This is a genomic window from Microbacterium aurantiacum, assembly GCF_031625015.1.
In the GTDB taxonomy this organism is placed as follows: Bacteria; Actinomycetota; Actinomycetes; order Actinomycetales; family Microbacteriaceae; genus Microbacterium; species Microbacterium aurantiacum.
The window spans coordinates 862,790-880,453 of record NZ_JAHWXH010000001.1 but is presented as its reverse complement, the minus strand read 5'-3'; the positions used below and the strand labels follow the sequence as shown (position 1 = coordinate 880,453).

Sequence of the window (17,664 nt, the reverse complement as noted above, 5' to 3'; positions counted from 1 at the left end):
CGCCTCACGCGCACGGAATTCACCGGAACCGAACTGAGAACACATGACTGACGAAGAGCGCCCCGTCGCCGCACACAACCACGGCCACATCGACCAGGTCGATCTGCAGGCCGAGATGCAGCGCAGCTACCTCGACTACGCGATGAGCGTCATCGTCGGTCGTGCGCTGCCGGATGTCCGCGACGGACTCAAGCCCGTGCACCGCCGCGTGCTCTACGGCATGTACGACGGTGGCTTCCGTCCCGACAAGTCGTTCTCGAAGTGCGCCCGCGTCGTCGGTGAGGTGATGGGTCAGTACCACCCGCACGGCGACTCGGCGATCTACGACGCCCTCGTGCGTCTCGTCCAGCCGTGGTCGATGCGCTACCCGCTCGCCCTGGGTCAGGGAAACTTCGGTTCTCCCGGTAACCAGGGCGCGGCCGCGCAGCGGTACACGGAGACGAAGATGGCTCCGCTCGCGCTCGAGATGGTGCGCGACATCGAAGAGGAGACCGTCGACTTCCAGGACAACTACGACGGTCAGACGCAGGAGCCGACGGTCCTGCCCGCGCGCTTCCCGAACCTCCTCGTCAACGGTTCGGTGGGCATCGCGGTCGGTATGGCGACGAACATCCCGCCGCACAACCTCCGCGAGGTCTCCTCCGGGGCCATCTGGGCGCTGGAGAATCCCGAGGCCACGCGCGAGGAGCTCCTCGAGGCGCTCATGGAGCGCATCCCGGGGCCGGACTTCCCGACCGCCGCGCAGATCCTCGGCACGAAGGGCATCAAGGAGGCGTACCGCACCGGTCGCGGCTCCATCACGATGCGCGCCGTCGTCAGCATCGAAGAGATCCAGGGCCGCACGTGCCTGGTGATCACCGAACTGCCCTACCAGGTGAACCCCGACAACGTCGCGGTGAAGATCAGCGATCTCGCGCGCGAGGGCAAGATCACGGGCATCGCCGACATCCGCGACGAGACCTCCGACCGCACCGGTCAGCGCCTGGTCATCGTGCTCAAGCGCGATGCCGTGGCGAAGGTCGTGCTGAACAACCTGTACAAGCACACGCAGCTGCAGGAGAACTTCGGCGCGAACATGCTCGCGATCGTCGACGGTGTTCCCCGCACCCTGCCGCTCGACGGGTTCATCTCGTACTGGATCACGCACCAGATCGAGGTCATCGTCCGCCGGACGACGTATCGCCTCCGCGAGGCCGAGAAGCGCATGCACATCCTGCGTGCGTACCTCAAGGCGCTCGACGCGCTGGACGAGGTGATCGCGCTCATCCGCCGGTCGCCGACCGTGGATGAAGCCCGCGGGGGTCTGAAGTTGCTGCTGGACATCGACGACATCCAGGCCGACGCGATCCTGTCGATGCAGCTGCGTCGTCTTGCCGCGCTGGAACGCCAGAAGATCATCGACGAGGCCACCGAGCTCGAGGCGCGGATCGAGGACTTCAAGGACATCCTCGCCACCCCGGCCCGGCAGCGCTCGATCATCCACGAGGAGCTCACCGCGATCGTCGACAAATTCGGCGACGACCGGCGCACCCACATCCTCCCCGGCTTCGACGGCGACATGTCGGTCGAAGACCTCATTCCCGAGGAGGAGATGGTCGTCAGCGTCACCCGCGACGGCTACATCAAGCGGACGCGCAGCGACAACTACCGTTCGCAGCACCGCGGTGGCAAGGGTGTGAAGGGCGCACAGCTGCGCGCCGACGATGTCGTCGAGCACTTCTTCGTCACCACGACCCACCATTGGCTGCTGTTCTTCACGAACAAGGGCCGCGTCTACCGCGCCAAGGGCTACGAGGTCCCCGAGGCCGGTCGCGACGCGAAGGGTCAGCACGTCGCCAACCTCCTCGCGCTGCAGCCGGGTGAGGAGATCGCGCAGATCCTCGACATCCGGGACTACACCGCCGCGACCTACCTGGTCCTGGCCACCCGCAGCGGCCTGGTGAAGAAGACCCGTCTCACCGAGTACGACACCAACCGTCAGGGCGGCATCATCGCGATCCGCCTCCGCGGTCAGGACGAGGAGGACGGCGACGAACTCGTCAGCGCTCTCCTCGTCGACGAGGACGACGACATCCTCCTCATCAGCCGGCACGGCATGTCGCTTCGCTTCACGGCGACGGATGCCTCGCTCCGACCGATGGGTCGTTCCACCGAGGGCGTGAAGGGCATGGACTTCCGCGGCGACGATTCGCTGCTGTCGGCATCCGTCGCCCGAGATGATGCGTTCGTGTTCGTCGTGACCGAGGGTGGTTACGCCAAGCGCACCGCCGTCGACCAGTATCGGACGCAGAATCGCGGTGGACTCGGCATCAAGGTGGCCAAGTTGCACGAGGAACGCGGTGATCTCGCGGGCGGTCTGATCGTCTCGGAGGTGGACGAGGTCTTGGTGGTTCTTGCCAGCGGCAAGGTGGTACGCTCTGCCGTGGCCGAGGTCCCCGCCAAGGGTCGCGACACGATGGGTGTCGTGTTCGCCCGCCCCGATGACGAAGATCGCATCCTCGCGATCGCTCGGAACGGTGAGCGAGGCCTGGCCGAGGAGGCGCCCGTCGAGAGCGACGAGGCAGCCGAGCCCGCATCGGGCACCGAATCCGAAGCCCCTTGATCCCGCCGAAGGGCGCCGTCCGAGAGAGTATTGACGCATGAGCACGGTAGCCGACAAGCTCGCCCGCAAGTCCAGTAGCAAGACCAGTGCGAAGCAGGTCCGCCTGCGCCTGGTGTACGTCGATTTCTGGTCGGCAGTCAAGCTGTCCTTCCTCGCGGCGATCGCCCTCGCGATCGTGACGGTGGTGTCCTTCGTCCTGATCTACCTCGTCGTGCAGACGACGGGTCTGATCGACCGGGCTGACGAGTTCTTCGGCAGCTTCTCGGACGGCAACTTCCTGCTGTCGCAGTTCATCAGCCTTCCGCAGGTGCTGGCGTTCGCCGCCGTCGTGGCGATCCTGAACCTGGTCGTGGTGACGGTGCTCGGCGCGGTCACCGCGGGCATCTACAACCTCGCCGTGAAGGTGACCGGCGGCCTGCTGGTCGGCTTCACCTCGAACTGACCCTCCGGACGTCGCCCCGATTCGTGAAAACCGCGCGATTCGGGTAAAGTCTTCGAGGTTGACCGACGTGCGAACGCCGGTCGCAAGCGGGGCTATAGCTCAGGCGGTTAGAGCGCTTCACTGATAATGAAGAGGTCCCAGGTTCAAGTCCTGGTAGCCCCACCACCGCACATTTCGGGGCCTTAGCTCAGTTGGTAGAGCGCCTGCTTTGCAAGCAGGATGTCGGGAGTTCGATTCTCCCAGGCTCCACAGGACAGGAAAGCCGGCCTTCGGGCCGGCTTTCGTCGTTTCCACCGTGATCCCCATCCGTCGTAGGGTGAAGCATGGATTTGCGGGTCGCGGCGTATGCTGTCATCGTCGACCCGGATGATCGACTTCTCCTGGCGCACTGGAATGAGGGGCGCCGCGCCGCGTGGACGCTTCCCGGCGGCGGACTGGAGGCAGGCGAGGATCCCGAGCGCGCGGCTCGCCGCGAGGTGCGGGAGGAGACCGGCTACCGGGTGGAGCTGAAGGGCCTTCTCGGCATCCACTCGCGGGTGATCCCCCCGACACGGCGGCTGGTCGACGACGCGACGGTGCCTCTGCACACCCTGCGTATCGTCTACCGCGCCGAGGTCGTCGGAGGGAAGCTGCGCAACGAGGTCGACGGGTCCACGGATCGCGCGGAGTGGTTCCCCCGTGCGGGAGTGCGGCGCCTGCAGCGGGTGAAGCTCGTCGACATCGCTCTGCGCATGTACGACGACGCGTGAGTCCTCGAACCCGCGCGGACCGATGCCGTCAGCCGAGCGGCTGGGAGATGTCGGCCACGATCGCACCGTAGGCGGAGATCAGGTCGTCCGCATCGACGAAGAGACTGAAGCCGTGGGCGCCGGCGCCCATGGCGATGCGCTGTCCGGCGATGCGCTCATCGGCGTAGACGGGCCACTCGGTCGTGCTGCCGATGGGGACGATGGTCCCGCGCTCATAGCCTGTGGCGGCCAGTGCCCGATCGGGATCGGGGAGTTGCAGCTTGTTCACGCCCACGACCGTGCGGAGCTTCGGCCAGGAGATGCCCCGGTCGCCGGGGACCAGCGCGAACAGGTACGTGTCGTCGCTGCGCTTGACCACGAGGGTCTTCACGATCGTCGACGGCGACACACCGAGAAGCCCGGCCGCCTCCTCGAGGGAGTGTGCGGCCGGGCGTTCCCGGAACTCGACGGTCAGGCCGCGTGCCGTGGCGGCATCGCGGACCCGCGCGAGAGGATCACTCATCCGGTGCGCGCAGCGGGTCGTCCGCCACCCACAGCTCGTCGTCGGCACGGAGCGTCTGCCACGCGGCGTAGATGACGCCCAGAGCGGCAGCGGCGCCGAGGATGATGGCGATGACGCCGCCGGCGCCCATCCCCTGCTTCTTCGGCTGCAGGCCCGAGAGCTGCGACGAGATCTTCTTCGTCGCCTTTGCACCGTACTTGTCGGCCTTCTTGGCGTACTTCTTCGCGTCGGGGAGGGACAGGCCCTTGCCGGCGGCGAAACGGGCACGCGTGTCGTTGGCGGCATCCCACACCGACAGTGCGGAGCCTACGACGGCACCCGCGGCCGGAACGACCGCGTCGTTGAGCACGCGCCGCGACGCGGTCACGCTCTTGTCCACATAGGGGGCTGCGTACTTCTCGTACCCCTGCTTCACCTGCGGCGTGATCTGCTCGCGCCGGAAGTTGCCGAGCTGGTGCCCCGCCTCCCGTGCGATGCCCGCGGCTTCGTTCACGAGAACCTGCTGCGACTCCCACAGGCTGTTCGCCTGCTTCTGGAGCTTGCGGAGTTCCTTCTTGCGCTTACGGCTGAGGCTCACAGTGCCCTCCATTCGGCCCGGACTGATGTGGTCCCATCCTGCCAGACCGCCTTCTCGACGGCAGGGGTTGGACAGAACTCTGGAAGAATGTTATCCATGCCCATCCACACCGCTGTCGCCACCCTGCACACCAACCACGGCGACATCGTCGTCAACCTCTTCGGCGACCACGCCCCCCGCACGGTTCAGAACTTCATCGGCCTCTCCGACGGCTCCGCGTCCTGGACGCACCCGTCCACCGGCGCCGCCGGCGAAGGCCCTCTGTACAAGGACGTCATCTTCCACCGCATCATCTCGGGCTTCATGATCCAGGGCGGCGACCCGCTCGGCGTGGGCACCGGCGGTCCCGGCTACACCTTCAACGACGAGATCAGCCCGGAGCTGACCTTCACGGAGCCCTACAAGCTGGCCATGGCCAACGCGGGCTCGCGTCGCAACGCGATCACCGGCGAGGTGCAGGGCACCAACGGTTCGCAGTTCTTCATCACCGTCCCCGGTCAGGGTGGTCGTGGCCCCGAGTGGCTGCAGGGCAAGCACACCATCTTCGGTGAGGTCGCCGATGACGCCTCCAAGGCCGTGGTCGACACGATCAGCGGCGTTCCCACCGCGGCCGGTGACCGTCCGGTCGAGCCCGTGGTGATCCAGTCGATCGACATCGTCTCGGTCTGATCCGCCCTTCGTGACCAGCGATCAGTTCCGCCGGAACAGCGAGAACTACTGCTACCGGCATCCGGACCGGCAGAGCTTCGTGCTGTGTCAGCGGTGCCTGCGCACCATCTGCCCGGAATGCCAGACGCCCGCCGCCGTCGGCGTCGTGTGCCCGGAGTGCATGAAGGAGCAGCAGAAGGCGCAGTCCCCTGCGCAGAAGAAGGCGGAACGTCGCTGGTCGCGCGCGCGTCCGATGGCCTTGGCGGCCTCGGGCGGGCGCCCGATCGTGACGTACGCGATCATCGCGCTGACGGCGTTCGTCTTCCTGCTCCAGCTGATCCCCGTGCTCGGCCCGCAGGTCGAGAACGCCCTGCTGTTCTGGGCTCCCTACCTCTATTCGCAGGGCGCGTTCCAGCCGTGGCGACTGGTCACGGTGGCGCTGGTGCACTCGGGGTTCTGGCACGTCGGCCTGAACATGCTCGCCCTGTGGCTGATCGGGCGGAGTCTCGAGCCGCTCCTCGGACGGTGGCGATTCCTCACGCTCTACGTGCTGAGCGCGGTCGGCGGGTCCGTCGCGGTCGCGCTGCTGTCACCGCTCACGCCCGTCGTCGGGGCATCCGGTGCGATCTTCGGTCTCTTCGGCGCTCTGCTGATCATCGGCCGCCACATCGGCGCGAACATCACGGGCATCGCGATCATCCTGGGGATCAACCTGGTGATCGGCTTCATCCCGGGCTTCAACGTGTCGTGGCAGGCGCACATCGGCGGCCTGCTGACGGGACTTGCGATCGGGTTCCTCTTCACGCGGACGAAGAAGAAGAGTCAGCGGACGGTGCAGATCCTCCTGCTCGCGGCGGTCGCCGCGGTGCTGGTGGCGCTGCTGTTCGTGCCGGTGCTCATCTGAAACCCGTCGCGACGGAGTGGGAAGTTATCCACAGGTCTATCCCCAGTTGGGGATGAATCACACGGGTGTAATTCCTGAAATCCGACGGGTTCTCAGCGCCAGCGCGTGGTCATCAGGAAGCCGATGAAGGCGATACCGAAGCCCACGACCAGGTTCCACCCGGCGATGCCGGGGATCGGGAACTGCATGCCGCTCAGGTAGAACACGAGGATCCACACCAGCCCGACCAGCATGAGGCCGATCATGATGGGCTTGAACCACACCGGGTTGGGCGCGGCCTCACCTTCTGCGCGCTCGATCAGCGAGTCTTCGTCGTTGCCGCGTCGTGCCATGCGCTCGATTCTAGCCGGGAGGAACCTCCCACCGCCCTATGCGAGAATCGCCGGGTGGAGCAGACCCGAGCGAGCAGGCGTCAGGCGACCGCGCGCCCGCGCCCTCGGCGGCGCGTCTCGGTCATCGGCGTCTTCGGCGAACTGCTCATCACCGCCGGTGTGCTGGTCATGCTCTACGTCGTGTGGCAGCTCTGGGTCGGCGACCTCATCTACGGCGCCCAGAACAACGCCGCCGCGGAGGAGCTGTCCCAGACATGGGCCGAGCAGTACACGCCACCCGAGCCCGACGGCGAGGTGCTCCCCACCGAGGAGCCGGCATCCGTCGAACCTGTGATCCTGCCCGAACCCGCCGACACCGAAGTGTTCGGGATCATGCGCGTGCCGCGTTTCGGCGACGATTACGCCGTGCAGATGGCGGGTGGTGTGACCCGCGCCGGCACCCTGGACTCCATCGGCATCGGCCACTACCCGGGGACGGCGATGCCGGGCGAGGAAGGCAACTTCGCCCTCGCCGCCCACCGCACCACCTACGGCGCCCCCTTCAACCGCATCGCCGAGCTGAAGGTGGGCGACGCGATCGTGGTGGAGACCCCCGCCGGGTGGTACACCTACCGCTTCCGGACGCTGGAATACGTCACCCCGAGCGAGACCGACGTGCTCCGCCCCGTGCCGCAGCAGCCGGATGTCCCCGCCAACGGAAAGTACATCACCTTGACCAGCTGCTCACCGATGTTCTCCCTGGCTGAGCGGATCGTCGGCTACGGCGTGTTCGAATCGTTCACGCCGTACGCGGACGGCCCGCCCGCGGCCCTCAGCGAAGGACTGGCCTGATGTACGGCGCGCTGTGGCGGATCCTCCCCGGCCCGTGGTGGGTCCGGCTCCTCATCGTCCTGATCCTCCTGGCCGCGGTGCTCTACGCCTTGGCGTTCTACGTCTTCCCGTGGGTGAGCGAGTTCGTCAACCCGCAGGAGGTCACGGTCGAGTGAGCGCACGCGCGTGAACGCCGTGCTCGTCGTGGACAACCATGACAGCTTCGTCCACACCCTCGTCGACTACCTGCACCAGCTCGGAGCCACCACCGATCTTCGGGAAGCGGACGACATCACGGATGCCGCCGCCGCCGTCCGCGGGTACTCCGGAGTGCTGGTCTCCCCCGGTCCGGGCCGTCCCGCGGATGCCGGCGCATCGATCGACGCCGTCCGCGCGGCCGTCGATGCCGGCATCCCGCTCCTCGGCGTTTGCCTCGGGCATCAGGCGATCGCGGAAGCGTACGGGGCGCGCGTCGACCACGCGCCGGAGCTCATGCACGGGATCACCTCTCCCGTGCATCACGGAGGCGATCCCCTCTTCGCGGGGCTCGCCGATCCCTTCACCGCCACGCGCTACCACTCCCTCGCCGTGATCGAGGAGACCCTCCCCGCGGAGATCGTCGTCACGGCGCGGACCGACAGCGGCGTCGTCATGGGGATCCGCCACCGCAGCGCACCCGTCGTGGGCGTGCAGTTCCATCCCGAGAGCGTCCTCACCGAGGGTGGGCATCGGCTCCTCGGCAATTGGCTCGCTGAGGCGGGGTTCACCGGCGCCGCGGAGCGGGGCGCGCGACTCACTCCGCGTCAGGCGCCGGTGCAGTAGGTGAGCGTGATCTCGGAGCGGTAGGGCACGTCGCCGGGGGCGAGGGACTGCGCCGTGACCGTCGGCTGGGGCGTCGCCGTGCAGCCGCCGTCCTCCTGCGGGATCACGGTGAGTTCGAGCGCCTCCAGCTCACGCGTCGCGGCTTCCAGCGTGTACCCGGTGACGTCGTTGATCGTCACGCGACCGGAGGCGACGACCAGGTTCACCGCGGTGCCCACCGCGATGGAGGATTCCGCCGTCTGGTCGGCGGAGATCACGATGTTCTCGGCAAGCGCCGGGTCGTTCCGCGAGCTCACGGTCCCGAGGGTGAGACCTGCCTGCTCGAGCGCCGCGGTGGCTTCGTCGCGGGTGAGTCCCGCGAGCTCGGGGACGGTGGCCAGCTCCTGACCGCGCGAGACGAACACCCGCACCTCCTGCCCGGGCGACATCGAGGTGCCGGGGGCGGGTTCGGTGCGGATGACGTTGCCGACGGCGACGTCGATGGAGTCCTCCTCCACGCGGATGGCGAGGAGGTCGGCATCGGCGAGCTCCGCGTTCGCCCGGTCGTACGTCATGCCCGAGACGTCCGGGACGACGGCGGCGTTGGTGGGGACGTCGGTGGGCTGCAGGGAGAGCACCCAGATGACGACGGAGATGAGGAGCACGGCGAGGACCGCCACCCCCGACCAGATCCACGCGACCGGGGGCCCGGCCTGCGTGCGCTTCATCGTCGTGTCGGTGCTCAGCTGGCGGAGCGAGCGCGCCGTCTCGGCCGCCTGACGGGGGTTGGGACCGTACAGCTCGCTCGTGAGCGCACCGAGTGCGCGCTTCGACGGCGCACGCCCGTCGATGGTCGCGTCGAGTGCCTCGCGGAAGCTCGCGGCATCCTGATACCGCTGGAAGGGGTCCTTCGCCAGCGATCGCAGCGCGACGGCATCGAGCGATCGCGGGACGGTGTCGCGGATCTCGGACGGCGCGACGGGGGCTTCGCTGACGTGCTGATAGGCGACGGCGACCGGCGACTCGCCGCGGAACGGCGGGCGTCCGGCCAGCAGCTCGTAGAGCACGACGCCGGTGGAGTACAGATCGGCGCGCGCGTCGACGGGTTCGCCCTTGGCCTGCTCGGGCGAGAAGTACGACGCGGTTCCGATGATGGCCGTCGTCTCGGCGACGGTCGACGAGCTGTCCGACACCGCGCGCGCGATGCCGAAGTCCATGACCTTCACCTGTCCGGCATCCGTCACCATGACGTTGCCGGGCTTGATGTCGCGGTGGACGACACCGGCGCGGTGCGAGTACTCGAGGGCCTCGAGGATGCCGTCGACGTATCGGATCGCCTCGTCGACGGGAACGGGGCCCTCGGCGATGATGTCCTTGAGCAGTGCGCCCTTGACGAGCTCCATCACGATGAACGGCACGGGGCGGACGACGCCGTCCTTGCCGGTCTCGGAATCCTCGCCGGCATCGAAGACGCGGACGATGGTGGGGTGGGCCATGCGGGACGCCGCCTGCGCCTCGAGGCGGAAACGCGTACGGAACGCGTTGTCGCCGGCGAGGTCGCGATCGAGGATCTTGATGGCCACCTCGCGCCCGAGGGTGAGGTCGTATCCGCGGTAGACGCTGGCCATACCGCCGCGCCCGATGGGCTCGTCGATACGGTAGCGGCCGGAAAGCACGCGCGGATCAGCGGTCACTGTCTCCCCCTGTCTGGAACATCAGCCACACTAGCCGAGCGCCCGGGCGGCGACCTGGGAACAGGCCGCCGCCCGGGCGATGTCGGATGCGTGCGCCTTACTCGTCCGTGGTCGGGTTCGGGTCGGGCGTCGGGCCGGGGGCCGGGGGCTGCTCGATCGTCGCGGTGGCCTCCGGGGAGGTCGGCGAGGTGCGCTCACCCGACGGTCCGCCCGAGCAGGTGACCGCGTAGGTCACGATGAGCGTGCCGCTGCCGTTGTTCGGGATCGTGATCTGCGCGTTCCGGTCGTTCGCGCCGAAGGACGAGGACGACTGCCCGTTGGCGAACGTGCCGTTGGAGGCGGTGAGGTTGTACGCGCTCGGAGACCCCTCGCCCGACGGACAGGTGTACCCGGGCCAGCTGACATCGATCGTGCCGCCGGGGGCGACCGTCGCCGAGTTCAGCGCCGGGGCTCCCGGGGTCTCGAGGGCCGTCTGCTCGCCGTACGCGGTGAGGTTGATCGTCGTCCCGGCGGGGACGCGTCCGGTCGGGTCGACGGTGTAGACCAGTCCGACCTCGCCCTCGGTGGGGGCGGCGTTGCCGGTCGTGCAGCTCGCGACCAGGTCGTTGCTCTCGAGGACGCCGCGGGCGTCATCGCACGACAGGCCGATGAGACCGAGGGAGTTGACGTCGATCCGCTCCTCGGTGGGCGTGGGCGTCGGTGAGGGCGACGACGTCGTCTGCGTGGGCGAGGGCGACGTGGGATCGGGCTCCGGCTCGCCCTGGTTCGCGAGCACCGCCCAGAGCGTTCCGCCGAGGACCAGGAGGAGGAGGACGATGAGCGCGATCAGCGGCCACGTCCAGGGGCTCCGCTTCTTCTTCTCGGTCGTCGCTTCAGCGTCGGGATCGGCATCCGCGTCGAGCGGGACGGCGGCCGTGGCGGGCAGGAGCCGCGTGGCGGCCTGGGTGTCGCTGCCCGGGGTGAGGAGCTGCGTCACGTCGTCGACGCTGCCGGCGCCGGCGATCGCGGGGACCGCGGCGACGGCCGCGGCCATATCGCCGTGGCGGAGCGCGGTCGCCGCGCGGGCGACGGCCGCCGCGGTGGCGGGGCGCTCCTCGGGCTTCTTGGCGATCATCGCCATGACGAGATTCTGCACCGGGACGGCGACGGTCGCCGGCAGCGGCGGAGGCTGCTCGTTGATCTGCGCCATCGCGATCGCGACCTGCGATTCGCCGGTGAACGGTCGACGACCAGCCAGGCACTCGTAGGCGACGATGCCCAGGGAGTACACGTCCGTCGCGGGGGAGGCCGGGTGGCCGGACGCCTGCTCGGGTGACAGGTACTGGACCGTCCCCATGACCTGGCCGGTCGCGGTGAGCGGAACCTGGTCGGCGATGCGTGCGATGCCGAAGTCGGTGATCTTCACCCGCCCGTCGGGAGTGATCAGGAGGTTGCCGGGCTTGATGTCGCGGTGCACGAGTCCCGCGGCGTGCGCGGCCTGCAGCGCGGAGGACGTCTGCGCGACGATGTCGAGCGTCTTGTCGCTGGAGAGCGACCCGTCGCGCTCGAGGATCGTCGACAGGGCTTCGCCGGGGACGAGCTCCATGACGAGGAACGCCGAGCCCGCCTCCTCGCCGTAGTCGAAGACGCTGGCGATTCCCTCGTGGTTGACGAGGGCGGCGTGCCGGGCCTCGGCGCGGAAGCGCTCGAGGAAGCCGGGATCCCCCATGTACTCGTCTTTGAGGATCTTGATCGCGACGGTCCGCCCGATGACATGGTCGGTGGCTTCCCACACTTCACCCATGCCGCCGATCGCGATCCGCGAATCCAGCTCGTAGCGGCCGCCGAAGGTCACTCCTTGCGTCGGTCTCATCTGCCCAACACCGCCTCCATGACCTGTTTCGCGATAGGCGCGGCGATGGTGTTGCCGCTGCCCGATTGTCCCTGACCGCCGCCGTCCTCGACCACGACGGCCACGGCGACCTGGGGGTCGTCCGCCGGAGCGAATCCGGTGAACCACAGTGTGTACGGCGCACCCGCGCCGTTCTCCGCGGTACCGGTCTTACCGGCCACGTCGACCCCGTCTATTCTTGCACCCGACGCCACGCCGTCTGAGACATTGGCGACCATCATCTCGAGCAGGTCCGCGGCGACATCCGGCTCCATCGCGCGGCCGTACTCGGTCGGGTCGAAGGTTTGCTGGACCGACAGATCCGGGCCGATCACGCGGCGGATCATCTGGGGGTTCATCACGAGTCCCTCGTTGGCGATGCCGGCGGAGACCATGGCGATCTGCAGCGGTGTCGCGGTGACCTGGCCTTGGCCGAACCCGGTCAGCGCGGTCTGCGCGTCGTCGAGTCCGCGGGGGTAGCTCGACGGTGTCGAGGTCAGTGGGATCTCGAAGCTGGAGTTGAACCCGAACTTCTCCGCTTCCTCGCGGATCGCGTCATCGCCCAGCTCCACGGCGAGCTCGGCGAAGGGGATGTTGCAGCTCAGCCGCATCGCCGTCTCCAGCGTCACCTCCTCGCCCTCTCCGCACGTGCCGCCGCTGGCGTTGCGCAGAACGCTGGAGGACTGGGGCAGACGGTAGGAGGCCGGGTTGGGGAAGGTGGATTCGGGCGTGTACTCGCCGGAAGCAAGGGCGGCGGAGGCGACCACGAGCTTGAACACGGATCCGGGCGGGTTCAGGTCGCCCGCGATCGCGCGGTTCGACAGGGGCTTGCCCGGGTCGGCGACGAGTGCGTCGTACGCCTCGTTGACCTCGGCCGTGCGATGAGAGGCGAGCAGGTTGGTGTCGAAGCTCGGGCTGGACACGAGGGCGAGGATGCGGCCCGTGGACGGGTCCATCGCCACGACGGCGCCCTCGAGGTCGCCGAGTGCGTCGTACGCGGCCCGCTGGACCTCGGCATCCAGCGTCAGGGCGACGTTCGACCCGCGCGGCGGCTGACCGGTGATGATGCGGTCGAGGCGCGAGAAGAACTGCGACCCGGAGGTGCCGCTCAGCGGCTGGTTCATCGCCAGCTCGAGACCGGTCGCCGCGCCCAGCGCGGGGTTGATGTAGCCGGTGACGGGAGCCCACATGTCGGGGTCGACGTACTGACGCTGCCAGCTGTATACGTCGTCGGACGGGACCGAGGAGGCGATCGCGGCGCCGCTGGCGATGATTGAGCCGCGCTGGACCTCGTAGGAGTCGTAGAGCGCCCGGGTGTTCTGCGAGTTCTGCTGCAGGGCATCCGCCTGCACCACCTGGATCCAGCTGACCGATCCGAAGAGGGCGAGGAACATCGCGAGCATCACGATGCTGAGACGTCGGAGTTCTTTGGTCATGTCAGCCGATCACCACCCGGGGACGACTGCGGACGGCATCCGAGATCCGCAGCAGGAGGGCCACGATGATCCAGTTGGCCACCAGGGAGGATCCGCCGGCGGCGAGGAACGGGGTCGTGAGGCCGGTGAGCGGGATCACCCGCGTCACACCGCCGACCATGATGAAGACCTGCAGTGCGATCGTGAACGACAGCCCCGTCGCGAGGAGCTTGCCGAAGTCGTCCTGTCCGGCAAGGCCGATGCGGATGCCGCGGCTCGTGAACACCATGTACAGGCAGAGGATCGCGAAGACGCCGATGAGCCCGATCTCCTCACCGAGGCTCGGGAGGATGTAGTCGCTCTCGGCGACGGGGGTCAGGTACGGACGGCCCTGGCCGAGGCCCGTGCCGACGAGACCGCCCTGGGCCAGACCGAAGATGCCCTGCACCAGCTGGTAGCTGCCGCCGGGGGCGTCGATCACCGCGGGGTTGAAGGCGTCGAGCCAGTTCGTGAAGCGTCCCTGGACGTAGGGCAGGACGCGGGATGCCGCGAACGCGCCGACCGCGACGAGGACGAGGCCGATGAAGACCCAGCTCGTCTTCCCCGTGGCGACGTAGAGCATCGCCACGAACATGCCGAAGATGAGCAGGCCCGTGCCGAGGTCGCGCTGGAGCACGATGATGCCGAGCGAGACGAGCCAGAAGACCAGGACCGGACCGAGCTCGCGGGCGCGCGGCCAGGTGATTCCGAGGATCTTGGTGCCGGTGGTGGTCAGGCTCTCTCGCGTGCGCACGAGGTAGCCGGCGAAGAAGATCGCCAGGCACAGCTTCGCCAGCTCGCCCGGCTGGAACGTGAAGAAGCCCACGTCGACCCAGACGTCGGCGTTTCCGCCGGCGCTCAGCCCCGGAATGACGGGGAGGACGAGCAGCAGGATGCCGACGAAACCGAAGATGTAGGTATAGCGGAAGAGCACCCGGTAGTTCTTCAACAGCACGACCACGGCGATAGCGAGCACCACCGCGATCCCCGCCCAGGCCAATTGGCGCGTGGAGAAGGCACCCCAGCCGAACCGGATCGCGGCGATGTCGAGCCGGTAGATCATCGCGATGCCGAGCCCGGTGAGGAGGGTGGCGATCGGCACGACGAAGGGGTCGGCATCCCGTGCCACGAGGCGCAGCACGATGTGGAGGGCCACGACGAGCGCCGTGAGGCCGCCGCAGTAGATGAGGAAGCGCCAGTTGATCTCTCCGAGCGCGCCGAGCTGGACCAGCGCGACGGCCGACCAGGTCAGCGCGAGCGCGAAGATCAGCAGGGCGAGCTCGCGGTTGCGCTGGGTCTGCGGGACGCGGAGGCGCCGCAGGGCCCGGATGACGGCGGTGTCACTCGAGACCGTGTCGGGTGCGTCGGGGCGTGCCGGTGCCGCGCTCATCCGCCTCCTCCTGCCGTCTCACTGATCGTGGCGACGATACGACGTGCGTCTGGGAGGGAGCTCGCCGAGATGGTCTGCTCGATCGTCGCCTGCGCGAATTCCGGAAGCGAATCGAGCGGGATGCCGGTGTCTTCGTACGGCGTGGACAGCGAGATCGGGCCGATGTCCTGCTGGACGCCGCGGAAGATCACGACGGTGTCCTCGTCGGCGCCGACGTAGTAACGCGTCTGGGTCCACTGGTAGCCGCCCCACAGGCCCACCGCGAGGATGCCGAGGACGAGCACCACGCCGATGATCCAGCCGAACCGGCGGCGGCGGCCGCGTCGACGGTCTTCCTCGATGAGCTCCTCGAGGAACTCCGCGGCGGGCTCGAAGTGGGTCGGTTCGTTCGCCGCCTGCCGGTTGGGATGCAGCCAGCTGGTGCGTCCGGGGCGGGCTGCGGGCACCTCGATGCCCTGCGGGTTCGACGCGGAGCCGACGATCGTGGGGGTCCCGGAGAACACCGGATGCGCGCCGCCGACGTCGGCGATGACGATCGTGACGTTGTCGGGAGCGCCGCCGTCGAGGGCTTGCTTGAGCAGGATGTCGGCGGTGCGGCCCGGGGTGAGTCCCTGGCTGAGCGCCTTCGCGGTGTGGGCGTCGTCGACGACGCCGGAGAGGCCGTCCGAGCAGAGCAGCCACCGGTCGCCCGGCTGCGTCGGCATGATGAACGTGTCGAGCTCGGGGTTCGGATCCATGTCGCCGAGCACCCGCATGAGGACGGACCGGCGCGGGTGGTAGCGCGCCTCTTCGGGCGTGATGCGGCCCGAGTCGACGAGGCGCTGGACGAACGTGTGGTCGGTGGTGATCTGGGTGAGCTCGTCGTCGCGGTACAGGTAGATCCGCGAGTCGCCGATGTGCGCGATGACGGCGTAGTCGTTGACCATCACCATGGCGCTGACGGTCGTGCCCATCCCGGCGAGTTCGGGGCGGACGTCCACGGTGTCGATCAGCGCGCGGGCGGTCTCCGAGACGCCGTCCCGCAGGGCCCGTTCAGCATCCGACGGCGACGCGTAGGGGTGGTCGAGACGTTCGAGCCGGGTGACGGCGATGCTCGAGGCGACGTCGCCGCCGGCGTGACCGCCCATGCCGTCGGCGACGAGGAACAGGTTCGATCCGGCATAGCCGGAGTCCTGGTTGTTGGAGCGCACCTTGCCGGTGTGCGAGATCGCGGCGCTCGAGCCCTGGAAGACCATGTGGAGGGTTCCGCTTACGCCCGCAGCTCGAAGGTCGTCGCGCCGACCTTGATGGGGGCGCCGAGGGTCACCGGGACGGGCGTCGACACGCGGGCGCCGTCGTGCCAGGTGCCGTTGGTCGAGTCGAGGTCCTGCAGCATCCACTGCTCGCCCCACAGGACCAGGCGGGCGTGGTGGCTGGAGGTGTAGTCGTCGCGGATCACGAGACCGGACTCGCTCGAGCGGCCGATCGTGAGCGGTTCGTTTCCGAGCGGGAGCTCGAGTCCCGCTTTCGGGCCCGACGTGATGACGATGCGCGTCGCCGAGGCGCTGGTCGCGGCGCCGCCCTTGGGGCCGCTGCGGGGCGCGGATCCGGATGCCGGGCGGTCGGCCACGGGTGCGGTGGCGTTCGCGCGCGGGGCTGCGGGTGCGGCGGCTGCTGCCCCGGGGCTCGCGGCGGCGGGTGCGCCGGCCTCGGCGGGCTCGGGCATCCGTCGGACCTTCACACCGAACAGGTCGGCGCGCAGCGAGTAGACGACGCCGAAGACGAACGCCCACAGCAGGACGAGGAAGCCGATGCGCAGCAGGAGGAGAGTCAGTTCGCTCATGCGAGGGGTCCGCCTTCGCGCAGATCGTAGGCCCGCGTCGCGTCGGCCGCCGGGAGGGGCGGACGCGGCGGAGCGGCGGCCTGGGCGACCACGCGGAAGACGATGTCGGTGCGTCCGATGGTCACCACGGAGTCGGGGGCGAGGGCGGCTTCGCCGACCTTCTGGCCGTTGAGTTTGGTGCCGTTGGTGGACTTCAGGTCGCGCACCATGGCGCGCTCGCCGTCCCACAGGATCTCGACGTGCCGGCGCGACGTTCCGGAGTCGGCGATGGTGATGTCGGCGTCGCTGCCGCGCCCGATGACGGTGCGGGACTTCGCGAGGGTGTGACGTTGACCGTCGATGTCGACGACGCCGCGCCAGGAGACCTCGCCGCCTTGGGCGGTGGCGCTGTCGACGCGGAGCGTTCCGGTGGACAGTTGCGGGTCGCGCTCGAGGGTGATCGAGACGGGGCCGGCGAAGCTGTAGCCCTGAGCCTTGGCGTGCTTGTGGACCAGCGTGTCGAGCTCGTGGATGAGGGCCCCGCCGAGGGCCGCCATCTTCTCGTCGTCGGCGGGGGCGAGGCGCACGGCGAACGTGTTGGGCGCGAGGATGCGGTCGCGGGTGACGACGGCGGCCTTCTTGTCGAGCTCGCTGCGAAGAGCGGAGGCGATCTCGACGGGCTGGATGCCGCTGCGGAAGGTCTTCGCGAACGCGCTGTTCACGGCGCGCTCGAGACCTTTCTCGAAGCTGTCAAGTAGTCCCACGGGGCTCCTCGGAGGGCGGTTCCGGTTGGTACATGGTAATTGCACATGAGCATCGGTGCCGTGCGAGTGGACGAAGGGAGGGAAGTGCGGGCGGTCGGGCCGTCGTCGGGCGGGTCGGGTGCGTCCTCGGGTCATTCTGCCCCGTCGGGGCGCCCGGGCGCGATTCCGCGGGCGGATTCGGGCGTGATATCCTCGCACAGTTGCGTCGGCAGGGAACTGCCGTTCGCGCGAGTGGCGGAATAGGTAGACGCGCTGGCTTCAGGTGCCAGTGCCCGCAAGGGCGTGGGGGTTCAAGTCCCCCCTCGCGCACAGCGAATGTGCGGA

The 17,664-nt window shown here is 68.6% G+C and carries 18 protein-coding genes and 3 tRNA genes; 11 read left to right on the top strand and 10 right to left on the bottom strand.

Going from position 1 to position 17,664, the window contains the following annotated elements:
• The first annotated feature begins 43 nt into the window (after positions 1–43).
• From gyrA to KZC50_RS04145, 5 genes are all read left to right on the top strand, one after another.
• Complete coding sequence (gene gyrA / locus KZC50_RS04165; protein WP_310890709.1) at positions 44–2,602, top strand: DNA gyrase subunit A; 2,559 nt, start codon at positions 44–46, stop codon at positions 2,600–2,602.
• 37 nt (positions 2,603–2,639) lie between these two features.
• The gene (locus KZC50_RS04160; protein WP_053546705.1) at positions 2,640–3,044 is read left to right on the top strand and encodes a DUF3566 domain-containing protein; all 405 of its coding nucleotides are present in this window, start codon (positions 2,640–2,642) and stop codon (positions 3,042–3,044) included.
• An 88-nt stretch (positions 3,045–3,132) separates the two neighbouring features.
• Positions 3,133–3,209: transfer RNA gene (locus KZC50_RS04155), tRNA-Ile, on the top strand.
• Between the two features lie 11 nt (positions 3,210–3,220).
• Positions 3,221–3,293, top strand: a tRNA-Ala gene (locus KZC50_RS04150).
• Between the two features lie 74 nt (positions 3,294–3,367).
• A complete protein-coding gene (locus KZC50_RS04145; protein WP_053546704.1) occupies positions 3,368–3,793 on the top strand; it encodes an NUDIX hydrolase in 426 nt (141 codons plus the stop codon).
• Positions 3,794–3,821: 28 nt separating this feature from the next.
• Here KZC50_RS04145 and KZC50_RS04140 read toward each other — a convergent pair whose 3' ends face one another.
• A complete protein-coding gene (locus KZC50_RS04140; RefSeq protein ID WP_053546703.1) occupies positions 3,822–4,295 on the bottom strand; it encodes an aminoacyl-tRNA deacylase in 474 nt (157 codons plus the stop codon).
• Positions 4,288–4,872, bottom strand: coding sequence for a DNA helicase (locus KZC50_RS04135; RefSeq protein ID WP_310890708.1), 585 nt, complete (start codon positions 4,870–4,872; stop codon positions 4,288–4,290). The genes KZC50_RS04140 and KZC50_RS04135 overlap by 8 nt, the downstream gene beginning before the upstream one ends.
• Positions 4,873–4,968: 96 nt before the next feature.
• Between KZC50_RS04135 and KZC50_RS04130 the strand changes: the two genes are divergently transcribed.
• Both KZC50_RS04130 and KZC50_RS04125 read left to right on the top strand, forming a co-directional pair.
• A complete protein-coding gene (locus KZC50_RS04130) occupies positions 4,969–5,541 on the top strand; it encodes a peptidylprolyl isomerase (RefSeq protein WP_301134298.1) in 573 nt (190 codons plus the stop codon).
• A 10-nt stretch (positions 5,542–5,551) separates the two neighbouring features.
• On the top strand, positions 5,552–6,424 hold the full coding sequence (locus KZC50_RS04125; protein WP_310890707.1) for a rhomboid family intramembrane serine protease: 873 nt from the start codon (positions 5,552–5,554) through the stop codon (positions 6,422–6,424).
• A 92-nt stretch (positions 6,425–6,516) separates the two neighbouring features.
• Here KZC50_RS04125 and KZC50_RS04120 read toward each other — a convergent pair whose 3' ends face one another.
• Entirely contained in the window at positions 6,517–6,756 is a 240-nt protein-coding gene (locus KZC50_RS04120; RefSeq protein WP_053546700.1) for a cell division protein CrgA, read from the bottom strand.
• Between the two features lie 54 nt (positions 6,757–6,810).
• Here KZC50_RS04120 and KZC50_RS04115 point away from each other — a divergent pair, with 54 nt between their 5' ends.
• From KZC50_RS04115 to KZC50_RS04105, 3 genes are read left to right on the top strand one after another with little or no spacing between them, the layout of a single operon-like run.
• Positions 6,811–7,587, top strand: coding sequence for a class E sortase (locus tag KZC50_RS04115; RefSeq protein ID WP_053546699.1), 777 nt, complete (start codon positions 6,811–6,813; stop codon positions 7,585–7,587).
• Positions 7,587–7,742 (top strand): hypothetical protein, encoded by a 156-nt coding sequence (locus tag KZC50_RS04110; RefSeq protein WP_197272928.1) that lies wholly within the window; start codon positions 7,587–7,589, stop codon positions 7,740–7,742. Before KZC50_RS04115 ends, KZC50_RS04110 begins: the two co-directional genes overlap by 1 nt.
• Before the next feature lie 10 nt (positions 7,743–7,752).
• Complete coding sequence (locus tag KZC50_RS04105) at positions 7,753–8,388, top strand: anthranilate synthase component II (RefSeq protein WP_053546698.1); 636 nt, start codon at positions 7,753–7,755, stop codon at positions 8,386–8,388.
• Here the strand turns inward: KZC50_RS04105 and pknB are convergent.
• The 7 genes from pknB to KZC50_RS04070 form a co-directional block, all read right to left on the bottom strand.
• The gene (pknB, locus tag KZC50_RS04100; protein ID WP_301134305.1) at positions 8,370–10,061 is read right to left on the bottom strand and encodes a Stk1 family PASTA domain-containing Ser/Thr kinase; all 1,692 of its coding nucleotides are present in this window, start codon (positions 10,059–10,061) and stop codon (positions 8,370–8,372) included. The two genes, KZC50_RS04105 and pknB, sit on opposite strands and share 19 nt — an antisense overlap.
• 97 nt (positions 10,062–10,158) lie before the next feature.
• Positions 10,159–11,913 carry a serine/threonine-protein kinase gene (locus tag KZC50_RS04095; protein WP_310890706.1) on the bottom strand — a complete coding sequence of 585 codons (1,755 nt, stop codon included), beginning with the start codon at positions 11,911–11,913 and terminating at the stop codon, positions 10,159–10,161.
• Positions 11,910–13,367 (bottom strand): peptidoglycan D,D-transpeptidase FtsI family protein, encoded by a 1,458-nt coding sequence (locus KZC50_RS04090; RefSeq protein ID WP_053546696.1) that lies wholly within the window; start codon positions 13,365–13,367, stop codon positions 11,910–11,912. Before KZC50_RS04090 ends, KZC50_RS04095 begins: the two co-directional genes overlap by 4 nt.
• Position 13,368: 1 nt before the next feature.
• Positions 13,369–14,775: an FtsW/RodA/SpoVE family cell cycle protein gene (locus tag KZC50_RS04085; RefSeq protein WP_301134310.1), complete on the bottom strand. Its 1,407-nt coding sequence runs from the start codon at positions 14,773–14,775 to the stop codon at positions 13,369–13,371.
• Positions 14,772–16,010: a PP2C family protein-serine/threonine phosphatase gene (locus KZC50_RS04080; RefSeq protein WP_301134312.1), complete on the bottom strand. Its 1,239-nt coding sequence runs from the start codon at positions 16,008–16,010 to the stop codon at positions 14,772–14,774. Before KZC50_RS04080 ends, KZC50_RS04085 begins: the two co-directional genes overlap by 4 nt.
• A 14-nt stretch (positions 16,011–16,024) precedes the next feature.
• On the bottom strand, positions 16,025–16,597 hold the full coding sequence (locus KZC50_RS04075) for an FHA domain-containing protein FhaB/FipA (protein WP_053546693.1): 573 nt from the start codon (positions 16,595–16,597) through the stop codon (positions 16,025–16,027).
• Positions 16,594–17,340 carry an FHA domain-containing protein gene (locus tag KZC50_RS04070; RefSeq protein WP_053546692.1) on the bottom strand — a complete coding sequence of 249 codons (747 nt, stop codon included), beginning with the start codon at positions 17,338–17,340 and terminating at the stop codon, positions 16,594–16,596. The genes KZC50_RS04075 and KZC50_RS04070 overlap by 4 nt, the downstream gene beginning before the upstream one ends.
• 225 nt (positions 17,341–17,565) lie before the next feature.
• On the opposite strand from KZC50_RS04070, the gene KZC50_RS04065 reads away from it, so the two are divergent.
• Positions 17,566–17,649: transfer RNA gene (locus tag KZC50_RS04065), tRNA-Leu, on the top strand.
• The last annotated feature ends 15 nt before the right edge of the window (positions 17,650–17,664 follow it).

Bases quoted from the DNA above. Each gene is read 5' to 3' on its own strand.
- gyrA (WP_310890709.1), top strand. From the start codon at position 44: ATGACTGACGAAGAGCGCCCCGTCGCCGCACACAACCACGGCCACATC.
- KZC50_RS04160 (WP_053546705.1), top strand. From the start codon at position 2,640: ATGAGCACGGTAGCCGACAAGCTCGCCCGCAAGTCCAGTAGCAAGACC.
- KZC50_RS04145 (WP_053546704.1), top strand. From the start codon at position 3,368: ATGGATTTGCGGGTCGCGGCGTATGCTGTCATCGTCGACCCGGATGAT.
- KZC50_RS04140 (WP_053546703.1), bottom strand. From the start codon at position 4,295: ATGAGTGATCCTCTCGCGCGGGTCCGCGATGCCGCCACGGCACGCGGC.
- KZC50_RS04130 (WP_301134298.1), top strand. From the start codon at position 4,969: ATGCCCATCCACACCGCTGTCGCCACCCTGCACACCAACCACGGCGAC.
- KZC50_RS04120 (WP_053546700.1), bottom strand. From the start codon at position 6,756: ATGGCACGACGCGGCAACGACGAAGACTCGCTGATCGAGCGCGCAGAA.
- KZC50_RS04110 (WP_197272928.1), top strand. From the start codon at position 7,587: ATGTACGGCGCGCTGTGGCGGATCCTCCCCGGCCCGTGGTGGGTCCGG.
- KZC50_RS04095 (WP_310890706.1), bottom strand. From the start codon at position 11,913: ATGAGACCGACGCAAGGAGTGACCTTCGGCGGCCGCTACGAGCTGGAT.
- KZC50_RS04090 (WP_053546696.1), bottom strand. From the start codon at position 13,367: ATGACCAAAGAACTCCGACGTCTCAGCATCGTGATGCTCGCGATGTTC.
- KZC50_RS04085 (WP_301134310.1), bottom strand. From the start codon at position 14,775: ATGAGCGCGGCACCGGCACGCCCCGACGCACCCGACACGGTCTCGAGT.
- KZC50_RS04080 (WP_301134312.1), bottom strand. From the start codon at position 16,010: ATGGTCTTCCAGGGCTCGAGCGCCGCGATCTCGCACACCGGCAAGGTG.
- KZC50_RS04075 (WP_053546693.1), bottom strand. From the start codon at position 16,597: ATGAGCGAACTGACTCTCCTCCTGCTGCGCATCGGCTTCCTCGTCCTG.